A 19,872-nucleotide genomic window follows, 5' to 3' on the forward strand; every position below is an offset into this window, starting at 1 on the left:
GAAAGATGAAGGAGCGGCGGCGTTGAGTTGCGTGCGATAGCTCATGACTATAGCGAGCTGTCTGCCAGTTGATCGGTCCAGGCCAGGGCCTGCAGATGGGCCCAGTTGATCTGTTGGCTGCTCAGGCGCAGTGCGTCTGCGCTGCGGTTGAAGGCTGCGTCGTCGCTGGCTTCGCAGGCCTGGGCCAGGATCAGCAGCTCGCCCAGCACGCCTTCGTGGCGCAGCACGGCTGCGGAGACGGCATCGGGCACGGGGATCAGGCTCATGGCCACGTCCTGGGGCAGGTCCAGCATGCTGCCCAGCAGCGAGAAGATGCCGACGACGAAGGCCTGGTCGGAGTCTTCCTCGCTCAGCGATTCCTGGGCCAGCAGCTCCATCAGCCGCCCGCGGATCACGGCGGTCTGGCCGATGGCCGGCGGCGGGCCGCCGTTGCGCGATGCGGTCAGCAGCATGGCCGCCCAGCGGAACAGCTTCTTGAGGCCCATGAGCATCACGGCCTGGCGGAAGGAGGTGATCTCGCGTTGCACGCCAAAACCCACGGAATTGATCAGGCGCATCAGGTTGAAGGCCAGGCCCGCATCCTTCTTGAGCACATCCTCGATGGCATCGGTGCTGGCCTGCTGGCGCACCAGATTCAGCAGCTGGACGATGCTTTGCTGCGAGGGCGACAGCAGCTTGGTGCGCACCACCGTGGGCCGCGCAAACCAGAAGCCCTGGAACAGCTGAATGCCCAGGCGGCCCACCTGCTCGTACTGCTGTGCGCTTTCCACCTTCTCGGCGATCAGCTCGGCACGCGTGTGGCGGCCAGCGAAGTTGACCAGCACGGCCAACTGGTCAGGGGCCAGCACGGACAGGTCGAACTTGATGTAGTCGGCCAGGGGCAGCCAGGCCGCATAGGCGGACTCCAGCACCGTGTGATTGAAGGCCAGGTTGAAGCCGCGCGCGCGCAGATTGCTGAGGATGGGCAGGCGGGCCTGCACCTCTTGCTGTGCGGCCAGGCCCAGCGGCGGTATCTCCAGCACCACCTTGTCGGGGTTGAGCAGCTCCAGATGTCCGCCGGCCAGGCTTTCATGCGTGCAGTTGACGAACATCAACTTGGTGCCGACCAGATCCTCTTCGCCGGCATGCGACAGGGCCGTGAACACCAGGGACACGTCCGACGCCGCCGTATGGTCCGGGTAGGCGCGCGAACGGTTGAAAAGCTCATAGCCGATGATCTGCTGCACCCCGTTGACGATGGCCTGGCGCGCGATCATTCCCCGGTCTGTGGACGCGGGGCTGGCCGCAGGGGCATCGTTGAAGAGATGGACAGGCAATTCGGTCATGGAGTGTTCGGTCGAAGAGGCACGGTAAGCAGCAGATCTGATTGTAGGAATGTTCTGAATAAATATGCCGACAGGCAGTGTCTGCTGGGACAAGTCCGATTGCGGAGTCGGACCCATCCTAGTTTGTAAACCATTGTGCGGCCATGCGGACGGGACGGGCCTGTCCGCGCGGCTGTGGCGGTCTTTCTTCAGACCTGCTGCAGCCAGGCCAGTTCGGTATCGGTGAAGCCAGCGGCGCGGCGTGCGCGCTCGTTGAAGGGCGGGCGCAGGCGCGGTGCCTCGTAGCGCTGCGTCAGGTGCTGGTAGTGCGCCTCCGGCTCCAGGCCTTCACGCTCGCACAGCCAGCGGTACCAGTGGTTGCCTATGGCCACGTGGCCCACTTCCTCGCGCAGGATGATGTCGAGGATGTCCACGGCCGCCAGCGCATCGGGCGCGCGCGTGTTGCGCAGCTTGTTCTGGATCTGGGGCGTGGCGTCCAGGCCCCGTGCCTCCAGCGTGCGTGGCACCAGGGCCATGCGGGCCACCACGTCATGCGCGGTCTTCTCGCACATGGTCCACAGGCCCTGGTGGGCCGGGAAATCGCCATAGTCGTGGCCCAAGTGCGCGCGCAGATGCTCGCGCAGCAGGCGAAAGTGCTTGGCCTCCTCGGCGGCCACCTGCAGCCAGTCCAGGTAGTACTGCTGCGGCATGCCGTCAAAGCGCCAGACGGCATCCAGCGCCAGATTGATGGCGTTGAACTCGATGTGGGCAATGGCGTGGATCAGCACGGCCCGGCCTTCGGGCGTGGCCGGCGAGCGCCTTGCAACTGCAGTGTGGTGGCGCAGCTCGGGCCGCAGCGGGCGGCCCGGCAGGTCCGGTGCGGGATCGGGCAGGGCCGGTGCCTGCGCTGCTATTGAATAAAGCGCCTGCCGTGCATACATGTCCAACGCGGCGGCGGCCTTTTCTTCGGGGTCCGGGAGGCACAAAACCTCAAGGGCGCGGTGACGTAACTCCATCCCTACAATTCTAGGTTTCCTGCCATCACCAATAATTGACGGAGACAAAGACCCATGGCGATTTATGAACTGGATGGAGTGGCCCCTGAAGTGGCAGCATCGGCCTGGGTGGCCGACAGCGCCGAGGTCATGGGCAATGTGCAGCTGGCCGAAGACGCCAGCATCTGGTTCGGCGCCGTGCTGCGCGGCGACTGCGAGAGCATTTCCATCGGCGAGGGAAGCAACATCCAGGACGCCAGCGTGCTGCATGCCGACCTGGGCAAGCCGCTGGTCGTGGGGCGCCATGTGACCGTGGGCCACCAGGTCATGCTGCATGGCTGCACCATCGGCGACGAATCGCTGATCGGCATCGGTGCCGTGGTGCTCAACGGCGCGAAGATCGGCAGGAACTGCCTGGTCGGCGCAGGTGCCCTCATCACCGAGGGCAAGGAGTTTCCCGATGGCTCGATGATCATCGGCAGCCCGGCCAAGGCCGTGCGCCAATTGACGCCCGAGCAGATCGAAGGCTTGCGCCGCAGCGCCCAACACTATGTCGATAATGCGCGCCGGTTCAAGACCGGGTTGCGCAAGCTGGGCTGAGCGAGGCCCGGCACTTTTTTACGGAATCCATCAGCGTGTCTGAACTGCATAAATTCATCTTCGAAGGCCTGCCCGTGCGCGGCTCCATCGTCCGCCTCACCGACGCCTGGCAGGAAATCCTGCAACGCCGCGCGGGCAACGGCGAGACCGGCGCCTACCCCGCCGCCGTGCGCGAACTGCTGGGCGAAATGGCGGCTGCCGGCGTGCTCATGCAGTCCAACATCAAGTTCAACGGCGCACTGGTCTTCCAGGTCATGGGCGACGGCCCGGTCAAGCTGGCCGTGGCCGAGGTGCAGTCCGACTTCGGCCTGCGCGCCACCGCCACCCTGATCGGGGAGGCGCCCGAAGGCGCAACGCTGGAGCAATTGCTCAATGTGAACGGTGGTGGCCGTTGCGCCATCACGCTGGACCCCAAGGGACGCCAGCCGGGCCAGCAGCCCTACCAGGGCGTGGTGCCGCTGCAGGATGCGCAAGGCCGCAGGTTCTCCAAGGTGTCCGATGCACTGCAGCACTACATGCTGCAGTCCGAGCAGCTGGACACCGTGCTGGTGCTGGCCGCCAATGACCAGTTGGCTGCCGGCCTGCTGATCCAGCGCATGCCGGTCAAGGGCGAGGCCAACCTGGCCTCCGCTACCGAAAGCGAGCAATCGGGCCAGGACGCCATCGGCCTGAACGAGGACTACAACCGCATCGCCACGCTGGCCGCCAGCCTGACGCGCGACGAACTGCTCACGCTGGATGTGGAAACCATCCTGCGGCGCCTGTTCTGGGAAGAGAAGCTGATGCGCTTCGTCCCCCAGCAGGACGAAGAGCGCCCGCGCTTTGCCTGCACCTGCAGCCGTGAGCGCGTGGGGGCCATGCTGGTCTCGCTGGGCATTGAAGAGGTGGACAGCATCCTGGAGGAGCGCGGCAATATCGAGGTGGGCTGCGACTTCTGCGGCAAGCAGTACGAGTTCGATCCCATCGATGCCGCCCAGCTGTTCACCGAGGCCGGCAAGCAGCCACCGACCTCGACGAACGTGCAGTAAATACGCTCGGAGTCAGTCCCGCCCGCTGCGCAGCGCGTCGAACAATCGCCGCTCGCAGTCCGGGTCGCTGCATTGCTCGCAGCCGTAGGGGCGAAGGCGCGCGCTGCGTTGCGCGGGGCTTGCGGGCAGCCAGGACCAGTCCATTTGCGGAGCCTTGAGCCTGAGCGACTCGGCCAGCTGTTGCCATTGCCGGGCGGTATTGCCGTAGAGCACCACGTAGTCGCGCGACTGGCTTTGCAATTGGTCGCGCCAATGCTGGAGCTGTGCGGCAGGGCCATTGCTCACTCCTTCGTGCTCGGAGACGGAGGCTCTCCAATCCAGTCCCAGCAGGTAGACGGCTCCATGTTCCGGTAGAGACTGCCCCGGCTCGGCCGCCAGGCATTGCCAGTCAGCAGGAGATGTTCCGTGGTGCCGCCAGGCCTGGCGCAGTGCATGGGCCATGGAAAGCGCGAGCGCGGGCGGCGATCCCAGAAGAATCACCGGGGGCGGGGGCAAGCGGGCTGTGTCCAAGTACCTGTCTCGGCTTGCGCGCAGGCCCGGTTAAGGGGCGCAGGCGCCTTGTTGCAAAAGCACAAGGCCGGCATGAAGCCGGCCCTGATGCAAAAAATCCCAACCCTCAGCGCCGCACGATCTGCACGAAGATCTCGTTGGGCTTGACCATGCCCAGCTCGCTGCGGGCCTTTTCCTCGACCATGGCCAGGCCGTCCTTGAGATCGTTGACCTCGGAGGCCAGGCGGTCGTTCTCGGCCTTTTCCAGGGCATTGGCCACGTTCTGGTCGTGGATCTGCTGCTGCAGTTCCTTGACGTAGGCCACGCTGCCATGGCCCAGCCACAACTGCGCGTGCACGGCGGCGAGCAGGGCGAGCAGGACAAGGGGGACGACGCGGTTGACCATGGCAGCAGATGTTGCGGAAAGGAAAAAGGCTTGCAGGCCGGATGGCTTGCAAGCCTAACGCTTTTCAGCGCAGGTTGTAGAAAGCCTCGCGGCCGGGGTAGTGGGCGATGTCACCCAGGTCTTCCTCGATGCGCAGCAGCTGGTTGTACTTGGCGATGCGGTCCGAACGGCTCAGCGAGCCGGTCTTGATCTGGCCGGCATTGGTGCCCACCGAGATGTCGGCAATCGTCGAATCCTCGGTTTCACCGGAGCGGTGCGAGATCACGGCCGTGTAGCCTGCGCGCTTGGCCATTTCGATGGCGGCGAAGGTTTCGGTCAGCGTGCCGATCTGGTTGATCTTGATCAGGATGGAGTTGGCGATCTTCTTGTCGATGCCTTCCTTCAGGATCTTGGTGTTGGTGACGAACAGGTCGTCGCCCACCAGCTGGACCTTGGCGGCCAGGCGGTCGGTCAGGATCTTCCAGCCATCCCAGTCGCCTTCGGCCATGCCGTCCTCGATGGAGATGATGGGGTACTTGTCGCACCAGCCGGCCAGCATGTCGGTCCACTGGGTGGCGGTCAGCGTCAGGTTGCCTTCACCAGCCAGCACGTACATGCCGTCCTTGTGGAACTCGCTGGCGGCGCAGTCCAGGCCCAGGGCGATCTGTTCGCCGGCCTTGTAGCCTGCATTTTCGATGGCCTGCAGGATCAGCTGGATGGCGGCTTCGTGGTTTTCCACGGAAGGCGCAAAACCGCCTTCGTCGCCCACGGCCGTGCTCATGCCCTTGTCGTGGATGATCTTCTTGAGCGCGTGGAAGACTTCGGCACCCCAGCGCACGGCTTCGCGGAACGAAGGCGCGCCCACGGGGATGATCATGAATTCCTGCAGGTCCAGGCTGTTGTTGGCGTGCGCGCCGCCGTTGATGACGTTCATCATCGGCACGGGCAGCTGCATGCCGCCCATGCCGCCCAGGTAGCGGTACAGCGGCAGGCCGGCTTCTTCGGCAGCGGCGCGGGCCACGGCCATCGAGACGGCCAGCATGGCGTTGGCGCCCAGGCGGCCCTTGTTGTCCGTGCCGTCCAGGTCGATCAGGGTCTTGTCCAGGAAGGCCTGCTCGGAGGCGTCCAGGCCCAGAACGGCTTCGGAGATCTCGGTGTTGATGTGCTCGACGGCCTTGAGCACGCCCTTGCCCAGGTAGCGGCTCTTGTCGCCGTCACGCAGTTCGATGGCTTCGCGCGAGCCGGTGGACGCGCCCGAAGGCACGGCGGCGCGGCCCATCACGCCCGATTCCAGCAGCACGTCGCATTCGACGGTGGGGTTGCCGCGGCTGTCCAGCACTTCGCGGCCTACGATGTCAACGATTGCACTCATGGCATTTCCTTTGCGGTTTTTGAAATCGGTGTGCAGGCGGGTTCCGGTGAGGTTGCGCCCTGGTGCTTGCCGGGCAAGCGGTATGGGTGGTCGATGGCGTGGCTGGCTGCCGTGCCACCGGGCACAGCCGTGCTCCGCGGCGCAGTATCTGCGATCGGGCGGCGGCTATTGTGCACAAATTGGTTGTATGGCTTTGTATGCGCTGTGCTCTTGACGGGCCGGGGTGGTTGGCCGTCAGACGCCTTCCACGCAGACCATGCGCATGATGGATGCGCCTTCACGCGCCTCGCGGGCACGCAGGTACTCGGGCGTGTCGTAGAAAGCCTTGGCGGCCTCGAAGCTGGGGAACTTGAGGATCACGGTGCGGCCGGGGTTCCAGTCGCCTTCGAGCACTTCGACCTTGCCGCCGCGCACGCAGACTTCGGCGCCATGCACGCGCATGGCCTCGGTGCTCCACTTGCGGTATTCCTCGTACTGCTCGGGCTTGGTGACGGTGACGGACGCAATGATGTAGCCGCTGGCCATGGGTCAGACTCCAAAGTCGTTTTCGAGGAAGCCGTTCTTCTTGGTCACGTCGTCGAGCGCGACCAGGGTTTCGAGCAGTGCCTTCATGTGCTTGAGCGGCACGGCGTTGGGGCCGTCGCTGAGAGCGCAGGGAGGATTGGGATGGGTTTCCATGAACAGGCCCGCCACGCCCACGGCCACTGCCGCGCGCGAGAGCACGGGCACCATCTCGCGCATGCCGCCGCTGCTGGTGCCGTTGCCGCCGGGCAGCTGCACGCTGTGCGTGGCGTCGAAGACGACGGGCGCGCCGGTCTCGCGCATGATGGACAGGCTGCGCATGTCCGAGACCAGGTTGTTGTAGCCGAAGCTGGCGCCGCGCTCGCAGGCCATGAAACTGTCCTCGGGCAGGCCGGCTTCCCTTGCAGCCGCGCGGGCCTTGTCGATGACATTCTTCATGTCATGCGGGGCCAGGAACTGGCCCTTCTTGATGTTCACCGGCCGGCCCGACTGGGCCACGGCGCGGATGAAGTCGGTCTGTCGGCACAGGAAGGCCGGCGTCTGCAGCACGTCCACGACCTGGGACACGGCCGGGATTTCGGACTCGGTGTGCACGTCGGTCAGGATGGGGACCTGCAGGTCCTTCTTCACCTTGGCCAGGATCTCCAGGCCCTTGTCCATGCCCGGGCCGCGAAAGCTGGCGCCCGAGCTGCGGTTGGCCTTGTCGTAGCTGCTCTTGAAGATGAAGTGGATGCCCAGGGCCGCCGTGATTTCCTTGAGATGCCCCGCCACGTCCATCTGCAGCTGTTCGGACTCGACGACGCAGGGGCCTGCAATGAGAAAGAAGCGCCGGTCGAGGCCGACATCGAAGCCGCAGAGTTTCATGGTGGGGATTCCTTGGGAAATGGTGGGCGGCGTTGCGGGGATCAGGGCTTGCGCGGCGCCTTCTGGCGTTCGATCGCAGCCTTCACGAAGGCATTGAACAGCGGGTGGCCGCTCCACGGCGTGGACTTGAACTCGGGGTGGAACTGCACGCCGATGTACCAGGGGTGAACTTCCTTGGGCAGCTCGACGATCTCGGTCAGCTGCTCGCGCTGCGTCAGCGCCGAGATCACCAGGCCCGCTTCGCGCAGCTGGTCCAGATACTGGACGTTGGCTTCGTAGCGGTGGCGGTGGCGCTCGGTGACCACATCACCGTAGATGCTGTGGGCCAGCGTGCCGGCCTGCACGTCGGAGGACTGCGCGCCCAGGCGCATGGTGCCGCCCAGGTCGGAGTTCTCGTCGCGGGTCTTGACCGTGCCGTCGGCATCCTTCCACTCGGTGATCAGGGCGATCACGGGGTTGGCGGACTTGGGGTCGAACTCGGTGGAATTGGCGCCTTCGAGGCCGGCCACATGGCGGGCGTATTCGATGGTGGCCACCTGCATGCCCAGGCAGATGCCCAGGTAGGGCACCTTGTTCTCGCGGGCGTAGCGGGCCGTGGAGATCTTGCCTTCCACGCCGCGCGAGCCGAAGCCGCCGGGCACGAGGATGGCGTCGTACTGCGAGAGCTTGTCGCGCGCGTTGGCGTCGCTGATGGTCTCGGAATCGACGTGGGTGATCTTCACTGCCACATGGCTTTGCATGCCGGCGTGCTTGAGCGCCTCGTTGACGGACTTGTAGGCGTCCGACAGCTCGACGTACTTGCCGACCATGGCGATCTTGACCTCGCCCTGCGGGTGCTCGGTCTCGTGGACCAGGTCGTCCCAGCGCTTGAGGTTGGTGGGTGGCGTGTTCAGGCGCAGCTTGTCGCAGATCAGGCCGTCCAGGCCCTGCTCGTGCAGCATGCGGGGCACCTTGTAGATGGTGTCCACGTCCCACATGGAGATCACGCCCCACTCGGGAACGTTGGTGAACAGCGAGATCTTTTCCTTCTCCTCTTCCGGCACCTGGTGCTGCGCGCGGCACAGCAGGGCGTCGGGCTGGATGCCGATCTCGCGCAGCTTCTGCACGGTGTGCTGCGTGGGCTTGGTCTTGAGCTCGCCGGCCGTGGCAATCCAGGGCAGGTAGGTCAGGTGCACGAAGGCCGTGTTGTTGGGGCCCTGCTTGAGGGCCAGCTGGCGAACGGCTTCGAGGAAGGGCAGGGACTCGATATCGCCCACCGTGCCGCCGACTTCGCAGATGGCGACATCGACAGCGTCAGGCGTGCCCAGGCCGGCGCCGCGCTTGATGTACTCCTGGATTTCGTTGGTCACGTGCGGGATCACCTGCACGGTCTTGCCCAGGTAGTCGCCGCGGCGCTCCTTTTCCAGAACGCTCTGGTAGATGCGGCCGGTGGTGAAGTTGTTGGACTGCTTCATGCGCGTTTCGATGAAACGCTCGTAGTGGCCAAGGTCCAGATCGGTCTCGGCGCCATCATCGGTCACGAACACTTCACCGTGCTGGAAGGGCGACATGGTGCCCGGGTCCACGTTGATGTAGGGATCCAGCTTGATGAGGGTGACTTTGAGGCCGCGCGATTCGAGGATCGCAGCAAGGGAGGCTGAGGCGATTCCCTTGCCCAGGGAAGACACCACACCGCCTGTGACGAAGACAAATTTGGTCATGTCTTTTATTGGTGGTGGTAAAGCAGGATTATAGATGCGCCGCCGAATTCGCCGCGCCGCGCGGGGCTGCTCGGATGCTCCGGCTCTGCTAAATTGCGCGCCATGACTGAAGTGTTCGCAGGTAAACATCTGGTGCTCGGCCTCTCCGGAGGCGTGGCTTGTTACAAATCTGCCCAGCTGGTGCGCCTGCTGGTGCAGGCCGGGGCCACCGTGCAGGTGGTGATGACCGAGGCGGCAGAGCAGTTCATCACGCCGGTGACCATGCAGGCGCTGTCGGGCCGTCCGGTCTATGGTTCGCAGTGGGACGCGCGCGAGCCCAACAACATGCCCCACATCAACCTCAGTCGCGAGGCCGATGCCATGCTGATCGCGCCCTGCAGCGCCGACTTCATCGCACGCCTGGTGCAGGGCCGTTCCGACGAGCTGCTGAGCCTGATGTGCCTGGCTCGCCCCATGGACCGCGTGCCCCTGTTGCTGGCGCCTGCCATGAACCGCGAGATGTGGGCGCACCCGGCCACGCAGCGCAATCTGGCGCAGGTGGCGGCCGACGGTGCGCTGGTGCTGGGCGTGGGAACGGGCGACCAGGCCTGTGGCGAGGTGGGCGACGGCCGCATGCTGGAGCCCGAGGAAATCATGGAGGAGCTGGCTGCCTTCTTCACGCCCAAGCTGCTGCAGGGCCGCCAGGTGCTGGTCACGGCGGGCCCGACCTTCGAGGCCATCGACCCCGTGCGCGGCATCACCAACCATTCCAGCGGAAAGATGGGCTTTGCCATTGCGCGCGCCGCCCGCGAGGCGGGCGCCCAGGTGACCCTGGTGGCCGGGCCCGTGCACCTGCGCACGCCGCGCGGCGTGCAGCGCATCGACGTGCAATCGGCGCAGCAGATGTTTGACGCCGTGCACCAGCAATTGCCGCAAGCCGGCGTGTTCATCGCCACGGCGGCCGTGGCCGACTGGCGCCCGGCCACGGCGTCAGACCAGAAGATCAAGAAGGACGGCTCGGGCCAGACCCCCACGCTGACCTTCGTCGAGAACCCCGACATCCTGGCGGCCGCCGCGCAGTCCGAGCCTGCGCGCAGCGGCCGGCTGTACTGCGTGGGCTTCGCCGCCGAAAGCCATGACCTGCTGCAGCACGCCAGCGCCAAGCGCCTGCGCAAGCAGGTGCCGCTGCTGGTGGGCAATATCGGTCCCGCAACCTTTGGGCGGGATGACAATGCCCTGCTGCTGATCGACGAGGCTGGCACCATGGAGCTGCCGCACGCCTCCAAGTCCCTGCTGGCGCGCCAGCTGGTGGCCGAGATCGCCCGGCGCCTGCCGCCCGTCCGTTGACACCACCGAAGGCCCGCATGTCACAGAACACCTACGAAGGCCCCCGCCACGGCGACTATGTGCGCTATGTGGACGAGCTGCTGCGCGCCAGCCCCCTGTACCGCTCGGCGGCCCACGGCTGGATGGCGCAGGGACGCAGCGATTTCACCGATGCCGTGGCCACGCCGGGCGCGCAGTCCCAGTCCGTGGTCGAGCGCGTGCGCGAGCAGGTGCAGGCTGCGGCCGAGAAGGCGCGCATCGCCGCGCAGCAGGCTTCGGTGCCTGCCCTGCCGGGACGCCAGCCGTCTGCAGGCGATAGGCATGGCGACAGGAACGGCGATAGAAATGGTGGCAGGGCCGATCGCGGCCGGCAGGCGGCGCGGGCACAGCAAGCCCAGGCGTCCTCCGCCGCCAAGGCCGTCAAGAAGACGGTCTTCAAGATAGGTCCGGGCCAGTTGCTGGGTATCGTGATCGGCCTGATCCTGGCCGTGGTGATTCCGGGCATCGGCCCCTTCATCCTGCTGCTCACCATCATCAATGCCATCGTCAAAGGCTTTCGCAGCGGGCTCAAGTCGTCCGGGTGACGGCGCGGGGCACAATGCGCGCTTTGCTTTTCAAGAGAGCCTGCCGTGAGGCGCTCCCCAGATTGTTTCCATGAACGTTGATATCAAGATCCTTGACGCGCGCCTGCGCGAGAACATGCCCGCCTACGCCACGCCGGGAAGCGCGGGACTGGACCTGCGCGCCTGCATCGATGCGCCGCTAACGCTGGAGCCCGGCCAATGGCAACTGGTGCCCACGGGCATGGCCATGTACCTCAAGGCCCCCGGCTACGCGGCCATGATCCTGCCGCGCTCGGGCATGGGCCACAAGCACGGCATCGTGCTGGGCAACCTGGTCGGCCTGATCGACAGCGACTACCAGGGCCAGCTCATGGTCAGCGCTTGGAACCGCTCGACCACGGCCTTCACGCTGCAGCCCATGGACCGCCTGGCCCAGCTGATCATCGTGCCCGTGGTGCAGCCCAGCTTCAATGTGGTCGAGGAGTTCGAGTCGGCTTCCGAGCGCGGCGCGGGCGGCTACGGCTCTACAGGCAAGCAATAAGGCGCTCAGCCAGAAAACGCCCGCAGCCGCGCTGCCCGGGCATCGCTCCAGGGAGGAATCCGCATGGCCAGGCCATCCCGGCGCACGCGCCACCGCCCATCCGCGTCATGGACGCGCGTGATGCTGACGCAGGAAGACCGCATGCGCCGCCGCCTGCAGCAGCGCCACTGGCTGCGCCTGCATGCGGCACTGACGGGCGGGTTGAGCCTGGCCGGCATGTCGCTGTTGAGCCTGGGCCTGCTGCACGCGGGCATGCACAGCATGGCGCTGCGCTATGGCGTGGCCCTGGCCTGCGGCTATCTGCTGTACCTGCTGCTGCTGCGCCTGTGGGCCGAGTGCATGCTGCGCCGAGACTGGGAGGTGTCCGATGTTCCCGATGTGACGCCCGGCGGCAGCGGTTCTTCACCGGCCCGCACGCCGGAGGCTGGCGGATTCGACAGCGGGCAGGGCGGCTCGTATGGCGGCGGTGGCTCCAGCGGCAGCTGGGATGACGGCGGCGCGCTGTCCGAGGCTGCTTCCTCGGCCTCGCAAGGCTTTGATCTGCCGGGCATCGATGGGCTGGACGACGGAGCCGTCGTCCTGGTCCCCGTGCTGCTGGTGTTTGCGGCGCTGCTGGTCGCGGTCACGGGGGCAGGGTCGCTGCTGTGGCTGGTCTTTGGGGCCGACCTGTTCCTGGCCGTGGCGGTGGAGGTGGCCTTTGCGCTGCTGATGGCGCGCACGCTCTATGTTGTGGAGCGCGAGGGCTGGCTGCTGGCCGCGCTGCGCCTGAGCTGGAAGCCGGTGCTGGGCGCACTGGTGGCCGCCGTGGCGCTTGGCGCGCTGGCCGACTGGCTGTTTCCCCAGGCAGACACCCTGGTGCAGGTGCTGCGTGCGCTGAGAGGACACTGAAAGGCCCCTGAGAGGGCACTGAGCCGCTGCTGCGCGGCTCCTGCCGTCACGCCTGTCTTTTTGCCCCCGGCAGGCGCAGTTGCATGCGCAGGCCGCCCAGTGGCGAGCGGCTGGCCGCGATGCTGCCGCCATAGGTCTGCACCAGGTCACGCACGATATCCAGGCCCAGCCCTGCGCCGGGCCTGCGTTCGTCCAGGCGCTCGCCGCGCTCGAAGATGCGGCCAAGGTCGGCGTCTTCGATGCCGGGGCCGTCATCGTCCACCGTCAGCAGCAAGGGGCCGCCGGCCTGATCGTGCTCCAGGCCCTGGACTTCCAGGCTCACGGCCTGGGCCGCCCACTTGCCGGCGTTGTCAAGCAGGTTGCCCAGGATTTCCATGAGGTCCTGGCCATCGCCCAGAAAGTCCCAAGGCTGCGCATCGCCCTTCAGCGCGAAGCGGATGCCGCGGCCGGCGTGCAGCCGCTCCATGGTGCGCACCAGCGAGGCCAGCGGCGGCTGCAGCGGCGTGCGCAGGCCTGTGGCCTGGCGGGCCGCAGCGCGGGCGCGTGCCAGATGGTGGTCCACCTGGCGGCTGGCGCTGGCGACCTGCTCGCGGACCAGTTCGGCCAGCGCCCCGCCTTCCTGCGCGGCGGCATTGCCGAGGATGGACAGCGGCGTGTTCACCGCATGGGCCAGGTTGCCTGCCTGTGTGCGCGCGCGCTGCACCATGTCGGCGTTCACATCCAGCACATGGTTGAATTCCTGCACCAGGGGGCGCAGTTCCTGCGGAAACCGGCCTTCGAGGCGCGGCGTTGCCCCCTTGCGCACGTCGGACAGGCCCTTGCGCAGCAGCTGCAGCGGCCGCAGCGCCAGGCGCAGCTGCAGCACCACGGCCAGCACCAGCCCGGCCGCCAGCGTGCCCAGTGCGGCGATCAGCATGGTGGTGAAGCGCTGCATGGGTTCGGCCAGCAGGGCGCTGTCGGCCGCAACGATCAGGCGCAGCGGCGGCGCGTCGGCTTCGGGCAATTGCAGGGGGCGTGCCACGGCCACGAGCTGGTGGCCCTGGCCATCGGGCAGCATGCCGGTGTTCAGCGCCGTGTCCTCGTGGTGCTCATCCGGGCGACCGGCATCGGCACGGAACTGGTGCCAGTCCAGCGTCTGGTCCCACAGCGAACGAGAGCGCAGCAAGCCGGCCTTCTCGGGTGGACCCGCGCCATCGCTCACCTGGTCGATCTGCCAGTACAGGCCTGACAGCGGCTGCGCCAGGCGCGGATCGCCCACGGCCAGTCCGACTTCGATGCGCCCGCCGGGCAGGCTGTTGACGGCTGCGCTGAGCTGGTCGAGCTGCAGCACCAACTGCGCCTGCAACTGCTGCGCGATGTGGTCGCGGAACAGTCCGCGCAGTCCCCAGCCGGCCAGCAGCACGGCCGCCAGCACCCAGGCCAGCGTGCCGGCCAGCAGGCGCAGGCGCAGCGAATCGCCAAGCCGGGATACCTGTCTTTCCTGTGGCGCGTTCATGCAGCGGGCGCGCCTTCCACCAGCCGGTAGCCCAGGCCGCGCACGGTCTCTATGCTGCCGGCCGGCAGCTTCTTGCGCAGGCGGCCGACGAAGACCTCGATGGTGTTGGAGTCGCGGTCGCTGTCCTGCGGGTAGATGTGTTCTGACAGTTCGGTGCGCGATATCACCTGCCCCACGCGCTGCATCAGCAGGGCCAGCACCTTGAATTCATGGCTCGTGAGCGTGAGCGGCTGGCCGGCGACGCTCACGCGGGCATGGCGCGAGTCCAGCACGATGGGGCCGCATTGCCACTGGGCGCTGGCGTGCGGGCTGAGCCGACGCAGCAGGGCGCGAAGGCGGGCCATCAGCTCTTCCATGTGGAAGGGCTTGGCCAGATAGTCGTCGGCGCCGGCATCCATGCCGGCCACCTTCTCATGCCAGGCGCCGCGCGCCGTGAGGATCATCACGGGCATGACCCGGCCCTGCGCACGCCAGGCGCGCAGCACGGTGAGCCCGTCGCGCACGGGCAGGCCCAGGTCCAGCACGGCGGCGTCGAATTCCTCGACCTCGCCCAGGTACTGGGCCGTTGCGCCGTCCGCGGCCGTCTCCACCGTATGGCCTGCCTGCTGCAAGGCCTGTACCAGTTGCCCGCAGAGCGTGGGCTCGTCTTCCACCACGAGGATTCGCATCTGCGTCTAGTCCTTGCGCTTGAAACTCAGCACCTTGCCATCGCGTGCATCGATCTTGAGCTTGGCTACGCGGCCGCCCGATTGCAGCAGCCGGATCTCGTAGATGAAGCGGCCGTCGTCATGCTCGAACTCGACCTTGATGACCTGGCCCTGGTAGTCGCGCTCGACCTGATCGAGCACGGTGCGCAGCGGCAGCACGCGGCCTTGCTGCAGGGCCTGGCGAGCGAGTTCATGGTCGCTGTCGCCGGCGTCCGAGGGCGTGGTCCAGGAGGCCAGGGCCGCCGCCATCAGCAGCAGTGCGGCCAGCAGCATCCAGGACCTGCGAGGAATGGAGAAGGATGGAGTGGGCATGGAAAACTTTATAGCCCAGCGTGGATGAACCTCGGATGAACGGCTGCTTCAGCTTGCGTTCATGGCCTGCATCGAACAATGGCTGCACGCCGTCGCAATTCAACGGAAACGAAGGCGCAGCAGCCGGCAGATGCGGCCTTTTCAGATGCATCGCCAGCCCAATCGCCGACCCAATCGCCGGCCCAGTCGCCGACCTTCACATGCCAAGGAGAACCTCATGCCTTCCATCCGACAACTGATTTCCCGCGCTGCACGCCATGGCCTGACGGGCCTGGGCATTGTGCTGATCGCCACTGCCGGGCTGGTCGCCCAGGTGCAGGCCCAGGCCGCCGCCACGGGCGGGCCTTCCGTGACCGTACAGGCCGGCGAGGCCGTGGCCACCACGGTGGCCTCCGTGCGCGGCGCCTTCCAGGGGCCGGGCCTGAGCATCCGCGAAATCTTCGAGCGCATGGAAGTCCTGGGCTACCGCGACCTGCGTGAGATCGAGTGGGAGGACGGCCTCTACCAGGTCAAGGGCCAGACCGGCGATGGCCGCCCTGTGAAGCTCTACGTCGATGGCAACAACGGCAACGTGCTCAGCATCCGCGCACGCAATTGAGGCCGGGTGGGCAGGCTGATTTTTGTCAGCAAGTGTTCTGTCCGGTCGGCAGGCATGCGGCCTGGGACGTTGAAGCGGTATGCAGCCGCCGGCCGGTCCGGTGGCTGCCCTTGATCGATCCACGGACAGTACACAGGAGATTCTCATGCCTTCCATTCATCGCTTGAGCGCCATGGGCGCCGGCTGCATTGCCGCGCTGCTGCTCAGCGCCTGCGCGGGCTACCCCCAGCAGGGCGGATACCCGGGTGGCGGCTACCCTGCCGGTGGCTATCCGGCTGGCGGCTATCCAGCCGGGGGCTATCCGACCAGCGGCTACCCCAGCGGTGGCTATCCCAACGGCGGCCAGCCCGGCACGGCCTACCCGGGAGGCGGTGGCTATGTGCAGCAGGGGCGTGTGACCAATGTGCAACTGGTGCAGATCCAGCAGCCCAGCGGCATTGGCGGCTCGGGCATAGGCGCCGGGGCCGTGGTGGGCGGCGTGGTCGGCGGGGTGCTGGGCCGCCAGGTGGGCAAGGGCAGTGGGCGCGACATCGCCACCATTGCGGGCGTGGTGGGCGGTGCCATGGCGGGCAATGCCATCGAGAAGAACACCGGCCCTGGCGATCTGCGCGATGTCTACCGCGTCACCGTGCAGTTGAACGACGGCAGCACGCGCGTGTTCGACTACCAGAACAATCCGCAGCTGCGCATAGGCGAGAGCGTGCGCGTGGACAACAACCAGCTGATTCGCTGAGTACCAGGCTCGCTCCATGCAAAAGGGCTCCCCGCAGGGAGCCCTTTGCCATTTCAGCGCGGCAATTTCAGTGCAGCGTGTCGTTGCCCGGTGCCATGGGCTGGATGCGGAAGAAGCCGGTACCGGCCGAGCCGCGGCCGATTTCTTCCTCGGTGGCTTCGCGCACGCCTTCGACCTTCAGGTGCAGGCGCAGCGCAATGCCGGCCAGCGGGTGGTTGCCGTCCAGCACCACATGCTCGGGATAGATTTCCGTGACGGTGTAGAGCAGGTCGGGCTGCACGGCGCTGCAGCCCTTGGGCAGGGCGCTGGCCTCGAAGCTCATGCCTTCCTCCAGCTCGGCCGGGAACAGGGCGCGCGGCTCCAGGAAGATCAGGCTTTCGTTGTAGTCGCCAAAGGCTTCCTCGGGCTCCAGGTGCAGGTCCAGGGTCTTGCCCTGGCCGTGGCCCTGCAGGGCTTCCTCGATGCGCTTGAGCAGATCGTCGCCGCCGACCAGGAACTCCACGGGCTCATCGAGCACGTCCAGTTCCTCGCCCAGGGTGTCCTTGAGGGTCCAGGTCAGAGCGACCACGCATTGTTCTGTGATTTCCATGGTGTGCAGCTTGTGCGGCCCATGCCGCAGTGGGGAAAAGGAAAGACCGCCGCGCGCGCCCTTGTTTGACGAAGGCGTGCCGGCGGCCGCGTTGGCGCGATTTTCCCACGGCTGCCCGGCTGCTGCGCAGGCCGGGCGGCGAGTCCTGCCGATCAGAACGGATAGTGGCGGGGTGCGGTCTGCATGGTGATCCAGCGCGTCTCGGTGAAGGCATCGATGCCTGCCTGGCCGCCGAAGTGGCCGTAGCCCGAGTTTTTCACGCCGCCAAAGGGCATCTGGGCCTCGTCATGCACGGTGGGGCCGTTGACGTGGCAGATGCCGGCCTCGATGCGCGCGGCCACGCGCCAGCCGCGCGCGGTGTCGCGGGTGTAGACGGACGAGGACAGGCCGAATTCGTTGTCATTGGCCATGGCGATGGCCTGCTCCTCGCCGCGCACGCGCACGATGGCCTTGACGGGGGCGAAGGTTTCCTCGCGGAAGATGTCCATCTCGGGCGTGACGCCGTCGATCAGCGTGGCGGCCATCAGGGTGTTGGTGGCCTTGCCGCCGCACAGCAGTTTTGCGCCCTTGGCCAGCGCGTCGTCGATCAGGCGGTTGGCACGCTCCACGGTGGCCATGTCCACCACCGAGCCCAGCACCACGGGGCCCTTGCGCGGATCGCCCAGCGGCAGCGAGGTGGCACGGGCCACCAGCTTGTCCAGGAAATCGCCGGCCACGGACTCATCCACGATGATGCGTTCGGTGGACATGCAGATCTGGCCCGAGTTGGCGAAGGCACCGAAGGTGCAGCCGGCCACGGCGGCGTCGATGTCGGCATCGTCCAGCACCAGGAAGGGCGCCTTGCCGCCCAGCTCCAGGATGGCGGGCTTGAGGTACTTGGCGCAGGTCTGGCCGAGGATGCGGCCCACGCGCGTGGAGCCCGTGAAGTTCACGCGGCGCACGGCCGGGTGGGCCACCATGGCTTCGACCACGGCGCCGGCATCTTCGGGCGCATTGGTCACGAAGTTGACCACGCCGGGCGGCAGGCCGCCTTCCTGCAGGGCCTCGATGATCAGGCCGTGCGTGGCGGGGCACAGTTCCGAGCCCTTGAGCACCACGGTGTTGCCGCAGGCCAGCGGCGTGGCAATGGCGCGCACGGCCAGGATGACGGGCGCATTCCAGGGCGCAATGCCCAGCACCACGCCAGCGGGCTGGCGCACGGCCATGGCCAGGCTGCCGGGCACGTCAGAGGGAATGATCTGGCCATTGATCTGGGTGGTCAGCGAGGCGGCCTCCAGGAACATGTTGGCGGCCAGGTGCACGTTGAAGCCGGCCCAGATGCCCGAGGCGCCGGTCTCGGCGGCCATGGCGGCGGCAAACGCCTCGGTCTTGGCCTCCAGCGCCTGCGATGCCTTCATCAGCATCTGGCGGCGTTCGGTCGGGCCCAGTGCGGCCCAGGCGGGGAAGGCCTTTTGCGCGGCCTCGACGGCGCGCACGGCATCTTCGGGCGTGGCGGCCGGGGCGCGCGTGGCCACCGATCCGTCCAGCGGATTGCGGCGCTCGAAGGTGGCGCCATTGCCGGCCTGTGCGGCCTGGCCTGCGATGAGCATGGTTTGTTCGATCATGACTGTCTCCTTGGTATGCGGTTGTGGCGTTGGCGTTGGCGCTGCCGGGCGTGCCGGTCATCGTAGAAGCAGGCGATGGCGCAGGCAGCCCGCTGCGCGCACAAAGCGCATGACGGATCGTGCACAGGCTCCGGGGTTTACCCTTGTCCTGGCTGTCCGCGGGGAAAGCCATGGGGCGCGACGGGCCTGCACTTTCCCATAATCACGTCCATGGCCGCACACAGATCCTTCACCCGTGCGGCGAGCAGGAGAGACCGCACATGACCGATGCCATGGTGTTGAGCACCGACGGACTGCCGCCCGGCGAGACGGCGTCGGCCTGGCACGCCTGGATGTCGCGCCTGTTTGCGGGCCTGGACACCGATGTCTATGGCGATCGCCTGTTCGAAGGCCATGTGCGCGTGGCCAATGCCGGCGATGTGGTGCTGACCCGTCTGGAGGCGGGCCGCCACCGCGTCATGCGCAGCATGCAGGGCCTGCGCGCCCATGAGTCCCCCTATCTGAAGATCGTCGCGCCCTGGGAGGGCGTGGCCAGCGTGCGCCAGCACAACCGCGAGGCCAGCGTGCGCAAGGGCAGCTGGGTGATCTATGACACGGCGCAGGAGTACGAGGTCACCAACCCCGAATGGTCCGAACACCTCATCGTGATGCTGCCGCGCCAGGCCATCGTGGAACGGGGCATCCGGCTGGAAGGGCTGATGGGGCGCAACGTGGGCGGCAGCTCGGGCATTGCCCGCATCGCGCTGGAAACCATGCGCAGCACCTACCAGGAGTTGCCCGGCATGGCGCCGCATCTGGCGCGCCGCGCGGGCGAGCTGCTGGTGGACATGGTCCATCTGTCGCTGCAGGAACTGGCCGGGCAGGGCACGGCAGGCACGCAGCAACTGGCGCTGCAGGACCGCATCCGCGCCCATGTGGCGGCCCATCTGCGCGACCCGGGCCTGTCGGTGGAGTCCGTGGCCGCCGCGCTCAACTGCAGCAAGCGCCATTTGCACAACGCCTTCGCGGACAGCCAGACCAGCCTGGGCGCCTTCATACAGCACAGCCGCCTGGAGCTGTGCATGCGCGAGTTGCTGCAGCCCGCCCAGGCGCAGCGCACCATCACCGAGGTCGCCATGGATTGCGGCTTTGGCAGCACCGCGCATTTCAGCCGCGCTTTCAAGATCTATACGGGTCTGTCGCCCTCGGATTTCAGGGCCATGCGCAAGCCGGCCGGCTGACTGCCACGAAGCCATTGCGGGGCAGCTTGCGCTGGCGCCAGGACAGGGCAATGCCCGC

22 protein-coding genes are annotated in these 19,872 nt (G+C 66.9%); 9 read left to right on the forward strand and 13 right to left on the reverse strand.

The genetic code is table 11. The annotated features are described in order from the left end of the window. Positions 1-47: 47 nt before the first annotated feature. The gene (locus DELCS14_RS07500) at positions 48-1,325 is read right to left on the reverse strand and encodes an HDOD domain-containing protein (protein WP_013801100.1); all 1,278 of its coding nucleotides are present in this window, start codon (positions 1,323-1,325) and stop codon (positions 48-50) included. Positions 1,326-1,513: 188 nt separating this feature from the next. Next, positions 1,514-2,320: a ferritin-like domain-containing protein gene (locus tag DELCS14_RS07505; protein WP_013801101.1), complete on the reverse strand. Its 807-nt coding sequence runs from the start codon at positions 2,318-2,320 to the stop codon at positions 1,514-1,516. 54 nt (positions 2,321-2,374) lie between these two features. On the opposite strand from DELCS14_RS07505, the gene DELCS14_RS07510 reads away from it, so the two are divergent. Together DELCS14_RS07510 and DELCS14_RS07515 are read left to right on the forward strand one after the other, a co-directional pair. Beyond that, positions 2,375-2,899 (forward strand): gamma carbonic anhydrase family protein, encoded by a 525-nt coding sequence (locus tag DELCS14_RS07510; protein ID WP_012206911.1) that lies wholly within the window; start codon positions 2,375-2,377, stop codon positions 2,897-2,899. A gap of 35 nt (positions 2,900-2,934) precedes the next feature. Further along, positions 2,935-3,927 (forward strand): Hsp33 family molecular chaperone HslO, encoded by a 993-nt coding sequence (locus DELCS14_RS07515; protein WP_012206910.1) that lies wholly within the window; start codon positions 2,935-2,937, stop codon positions 3,925-3,927. Positions 3,928-3,939: 12 nt separating this feature from the next. Here the strand turns inward: DELCS14_RS07515 and DELCS14_RS31145 are convergent, their stop codons facing one another. From DELCS14_RS31145 to DELCS14_RS07545, 6 genes are all read right to left on the reverse strand, one after another. Beyond that, entirely contained in the window at positions 3,940-4,212 is a 273-nt protein-coding gene (locus DELCS14_RS31145) for a hypothetical protein (RefSeq protein ID WP_228676859.1), read from the reverse strand. Between the two features lie 331 nt (positions 4,213-4,543). Further along, positions 4,544-4,822, reverse strand: a complete 279-nt coding sequence (gene ftsB, locus DELCS14_RS07525) for a cell division protein FtsB (protein WP_012206908.1) — start codon at positions 4,820-4,822, stop codon at positions 4,544-4,546. A 64-nt stretch (positions 4,823-4,886) separates the two neighbouring features. Beyond that, positions 4,887-6,173, reverse strand: coding sequence for a phosphopyruvate hydratase (eno, locus tag DELCS14_RS07530; RefSeq protein WP_013801103.1), 1,287 nt, complete (start codon positions 6,171-6,173; stop codon positions 4,887-4,889). A 234-nt stretch (positions 6,174-6,407) separates the two neighbouring features. Beyond that, positions 6,408-6,698, reverse strand: a complete 291-nt coding sequence (locus tag DELCS14_RS07535) for a DUF1330 domain-containing protein (RefSeq protein ID WP_013801104.1) — start codon at positions 6,696-6,698, stop codon at positions 6,408-6,410. A gap of 3 nt (positions 6,699-6,701) precedes the next feature. Then, positions 6,702-7,559: a 3-deoxy-8-phosphooctulonate synthase gene (gene kdsA / locus DELCS14_RS07540; RefSeq protein ID WP_013801105.1), complete on the reverse strand. Its 858-nt coding sequence runs from the start codon at positions 7,557-7,559 to the stop codon at positions 6,702-6,704. A 41-nt stretch (positions 7,560-7,600) separates the two neighbouring features. Beyond that, positions 7,601-9,259 (reverse strand): CTP synthase, encoded by a 1,659-nt coding sequence (locus tag DELCS14_RS07545; protein ID WP_012206904.1) that lies wholly within the window; start codon positions 9,257-9,259, stop codon positions 7,601-7,603. 102 nt (positions 9,260-9,361) lie between these two features. Between DELCS14_RS07545 and coaBC the strand changes: the two genes are divergently transcribed. The 4 genes from coaBC to DELCS14_RS07565 all read left to right on the forward strand — a co-directional run bounded on the left by coaBC (position 9,362) and on the right by DELCS14_RS07565 (position 12,556). Beyond that, positions 9,362-10,585, forward strand: coding sequence for a bifunctional phosphopantothenoylcysteine decarboxylase/phosphopantothenate--cysteine ligase CoaBC (gene coaBC, locus DELCS14_RS07550; protein ID WP_013801106.1), 1,224 nt, complete (start codon positions 9,362-9,364; stop codon positions 10,583-10,585). Between the two features lie 17 nt (positions 10,586-10,602). Beyond that, entirely contained in the window at positions 10,603-11,148 is a 546-nt protein-coding gene (locus DELCS14_RS07555) for a hypothetical protein (protein WP_013801107.1), read from the forward strand. 70 nt (positions 11,149-11,218) lie between these two features. Continuing rightward, entirely contained in the window at positions 11,219-11,668 is a 450-nt protein-coding gene (gene dut, locus DELCS14_RS07560) for a dUTP diphosphatase (RefSeq protein WP_013801108.1), read from the forward strand. A gap of 63 nt (positions 11,669-11,731) precedes the next feature. Further along, positions 11,732-12,556: a hypothetical protein gene (locus tag DELCS14_RS07565; protein WP_013801109.1), complete on the forward strand. Its 825-nt coding sequence runs from the start codon at positions 11,732-11,734 to the stop codon at positions 12,554-12,556. Positions 12,557-12,602: 46 nt separating this feature from the next. On the opposite strand, the gene DELCS14_RS07570 is transcribed toward DELCS14_RS07565, so the two are convergent. Genes DELCS14_RS07570 through DELCS14_RS07580 form a run of 3 tightly spaced genes read right to left on the reverse strand, consistent with a single transcriptional unit; the run spans position 12,603 to position 15,031 of the window. After that, positions 12,603-14,051: a sensor histidine kinase gene (locus DELCS14_RS07570; protein ID WP_013801110.1), complete on the reverse strand. Its 1,449-nt coding sequence runs from the start codon at positions 14,049-14,051 to the stop codon at positions 12,603-12,605. After that, positions 14,048-14,719, reverse strand: coding sequence for a response regulator transcription factor (locus DELCS14_RS07575; protein WP_012206898.1), 672 nt, complete (start codon positions 14,717-14,719; stop codon positions 14,048-14,050). Before DELCS14_RS07575 ends, DELCS14_RS07570 begins: the two co-directional genes overlap by 4 nt. Before the next feature lie 6 nt (positions 14,720-14,725). Next, positions 14,726-15,031 (reverse strand): PepSY domain-containing protein, encoded by a 306-nt coding sequence (locus DELCS14_RS07580; protein ID WP_012206897.1) that lies wholly within the window; start codon positions 15,029-15,031, stop codon positions 14,726-14,728. A 256-nt stretch (positions 15,032-15,287) separates the two neighbouring features. Between DELCS14_RS07580 and DELCS14_RS07585 the strand changes: the two genes are divergently transcribed. Further along, positions 15,288-15,668, forward strand: coding sequence for a PepSY domain-containing protein (locus DELCS14_RS07585; RefSeq protein ID WP_013801111.1), 381 nt, complete (start codon positions 15,288-15,290; stop codon positions 15,666-15,668). A gap of 145 nt (positions 15,669-15,813) precedes the next feature. Continuing rightward, positions 15,814-16,401 carry a glycine zipper 2TM domain-containing protein gene (locus tag DELCS14_RS07590; protein WP_013801112.1) on the forward strand — a complete coding sequence of 196 codons (588 nt, stop codon included), beginning with the start codon at positions 15,814-15,816 and terminating at the stop codon, positions 16,399-16,401. 67 nt (positions 16,402-16,468) lie between these two features. Here DELCS14_RS07590 and DELCS14_RS07595 read toward each other — a convergent pair whose 3' ends face one another. Next, complete coding sequence (locus DELCS14_RS07595) at positions 16,469-16,990, reverse strand: FKBP-type peptidyl-prolyl cis-trans isomerase (protein ID WP_012206894.1); 522 nt, start codon at positions 16,988-16,990, stop codon at positions 16,469-16,471. 152 nt (positions 16,991-17,142) lie between these two features. After that, positions 17,143-18,594 carry an aldehyde dehydrogenase gene (locus DELCS14_RS07600; RefSeq protein WP_013801113.1) on the reverse strand — a complete coding sequence of 484 codons (1,452 nt, stop codon included), beginning with the start codon at positions 18,592-18,594 and terminating at the stop codon, positions 17,143-17,145. A 260-nt stretch (positions 18,595-18,854) separates the two neighbouring features. Here DELCS14_RS07600 and DELCS14_RS07605 point away from each other — a divergent pair, with 260 nt between their 5' ends. Further along, positions 18,855-19,814, forward strand: a complete 960-nt coding sequence (locus DELCS14_RS07605; protein WP_013801114.1) for a helix-turn-helix domain-containing protein — start codon at positions 18,855-18,857, stop codon at positions 19,812-19,814. The last annotated feature ends 58 nt before the right edge of the window (positions 19,815-19,872 follow it).

The organism is Delftia sp. Cs1-4 (genome assembly GCF_000214395.1).
GTDB classification, from domain to species: Bacteria; Pseudomonadota; Gammaproteobacteria; order Burkholderiales; family Burkholderiaceae_C; genus Comamonas; species Comamonas acidovorans.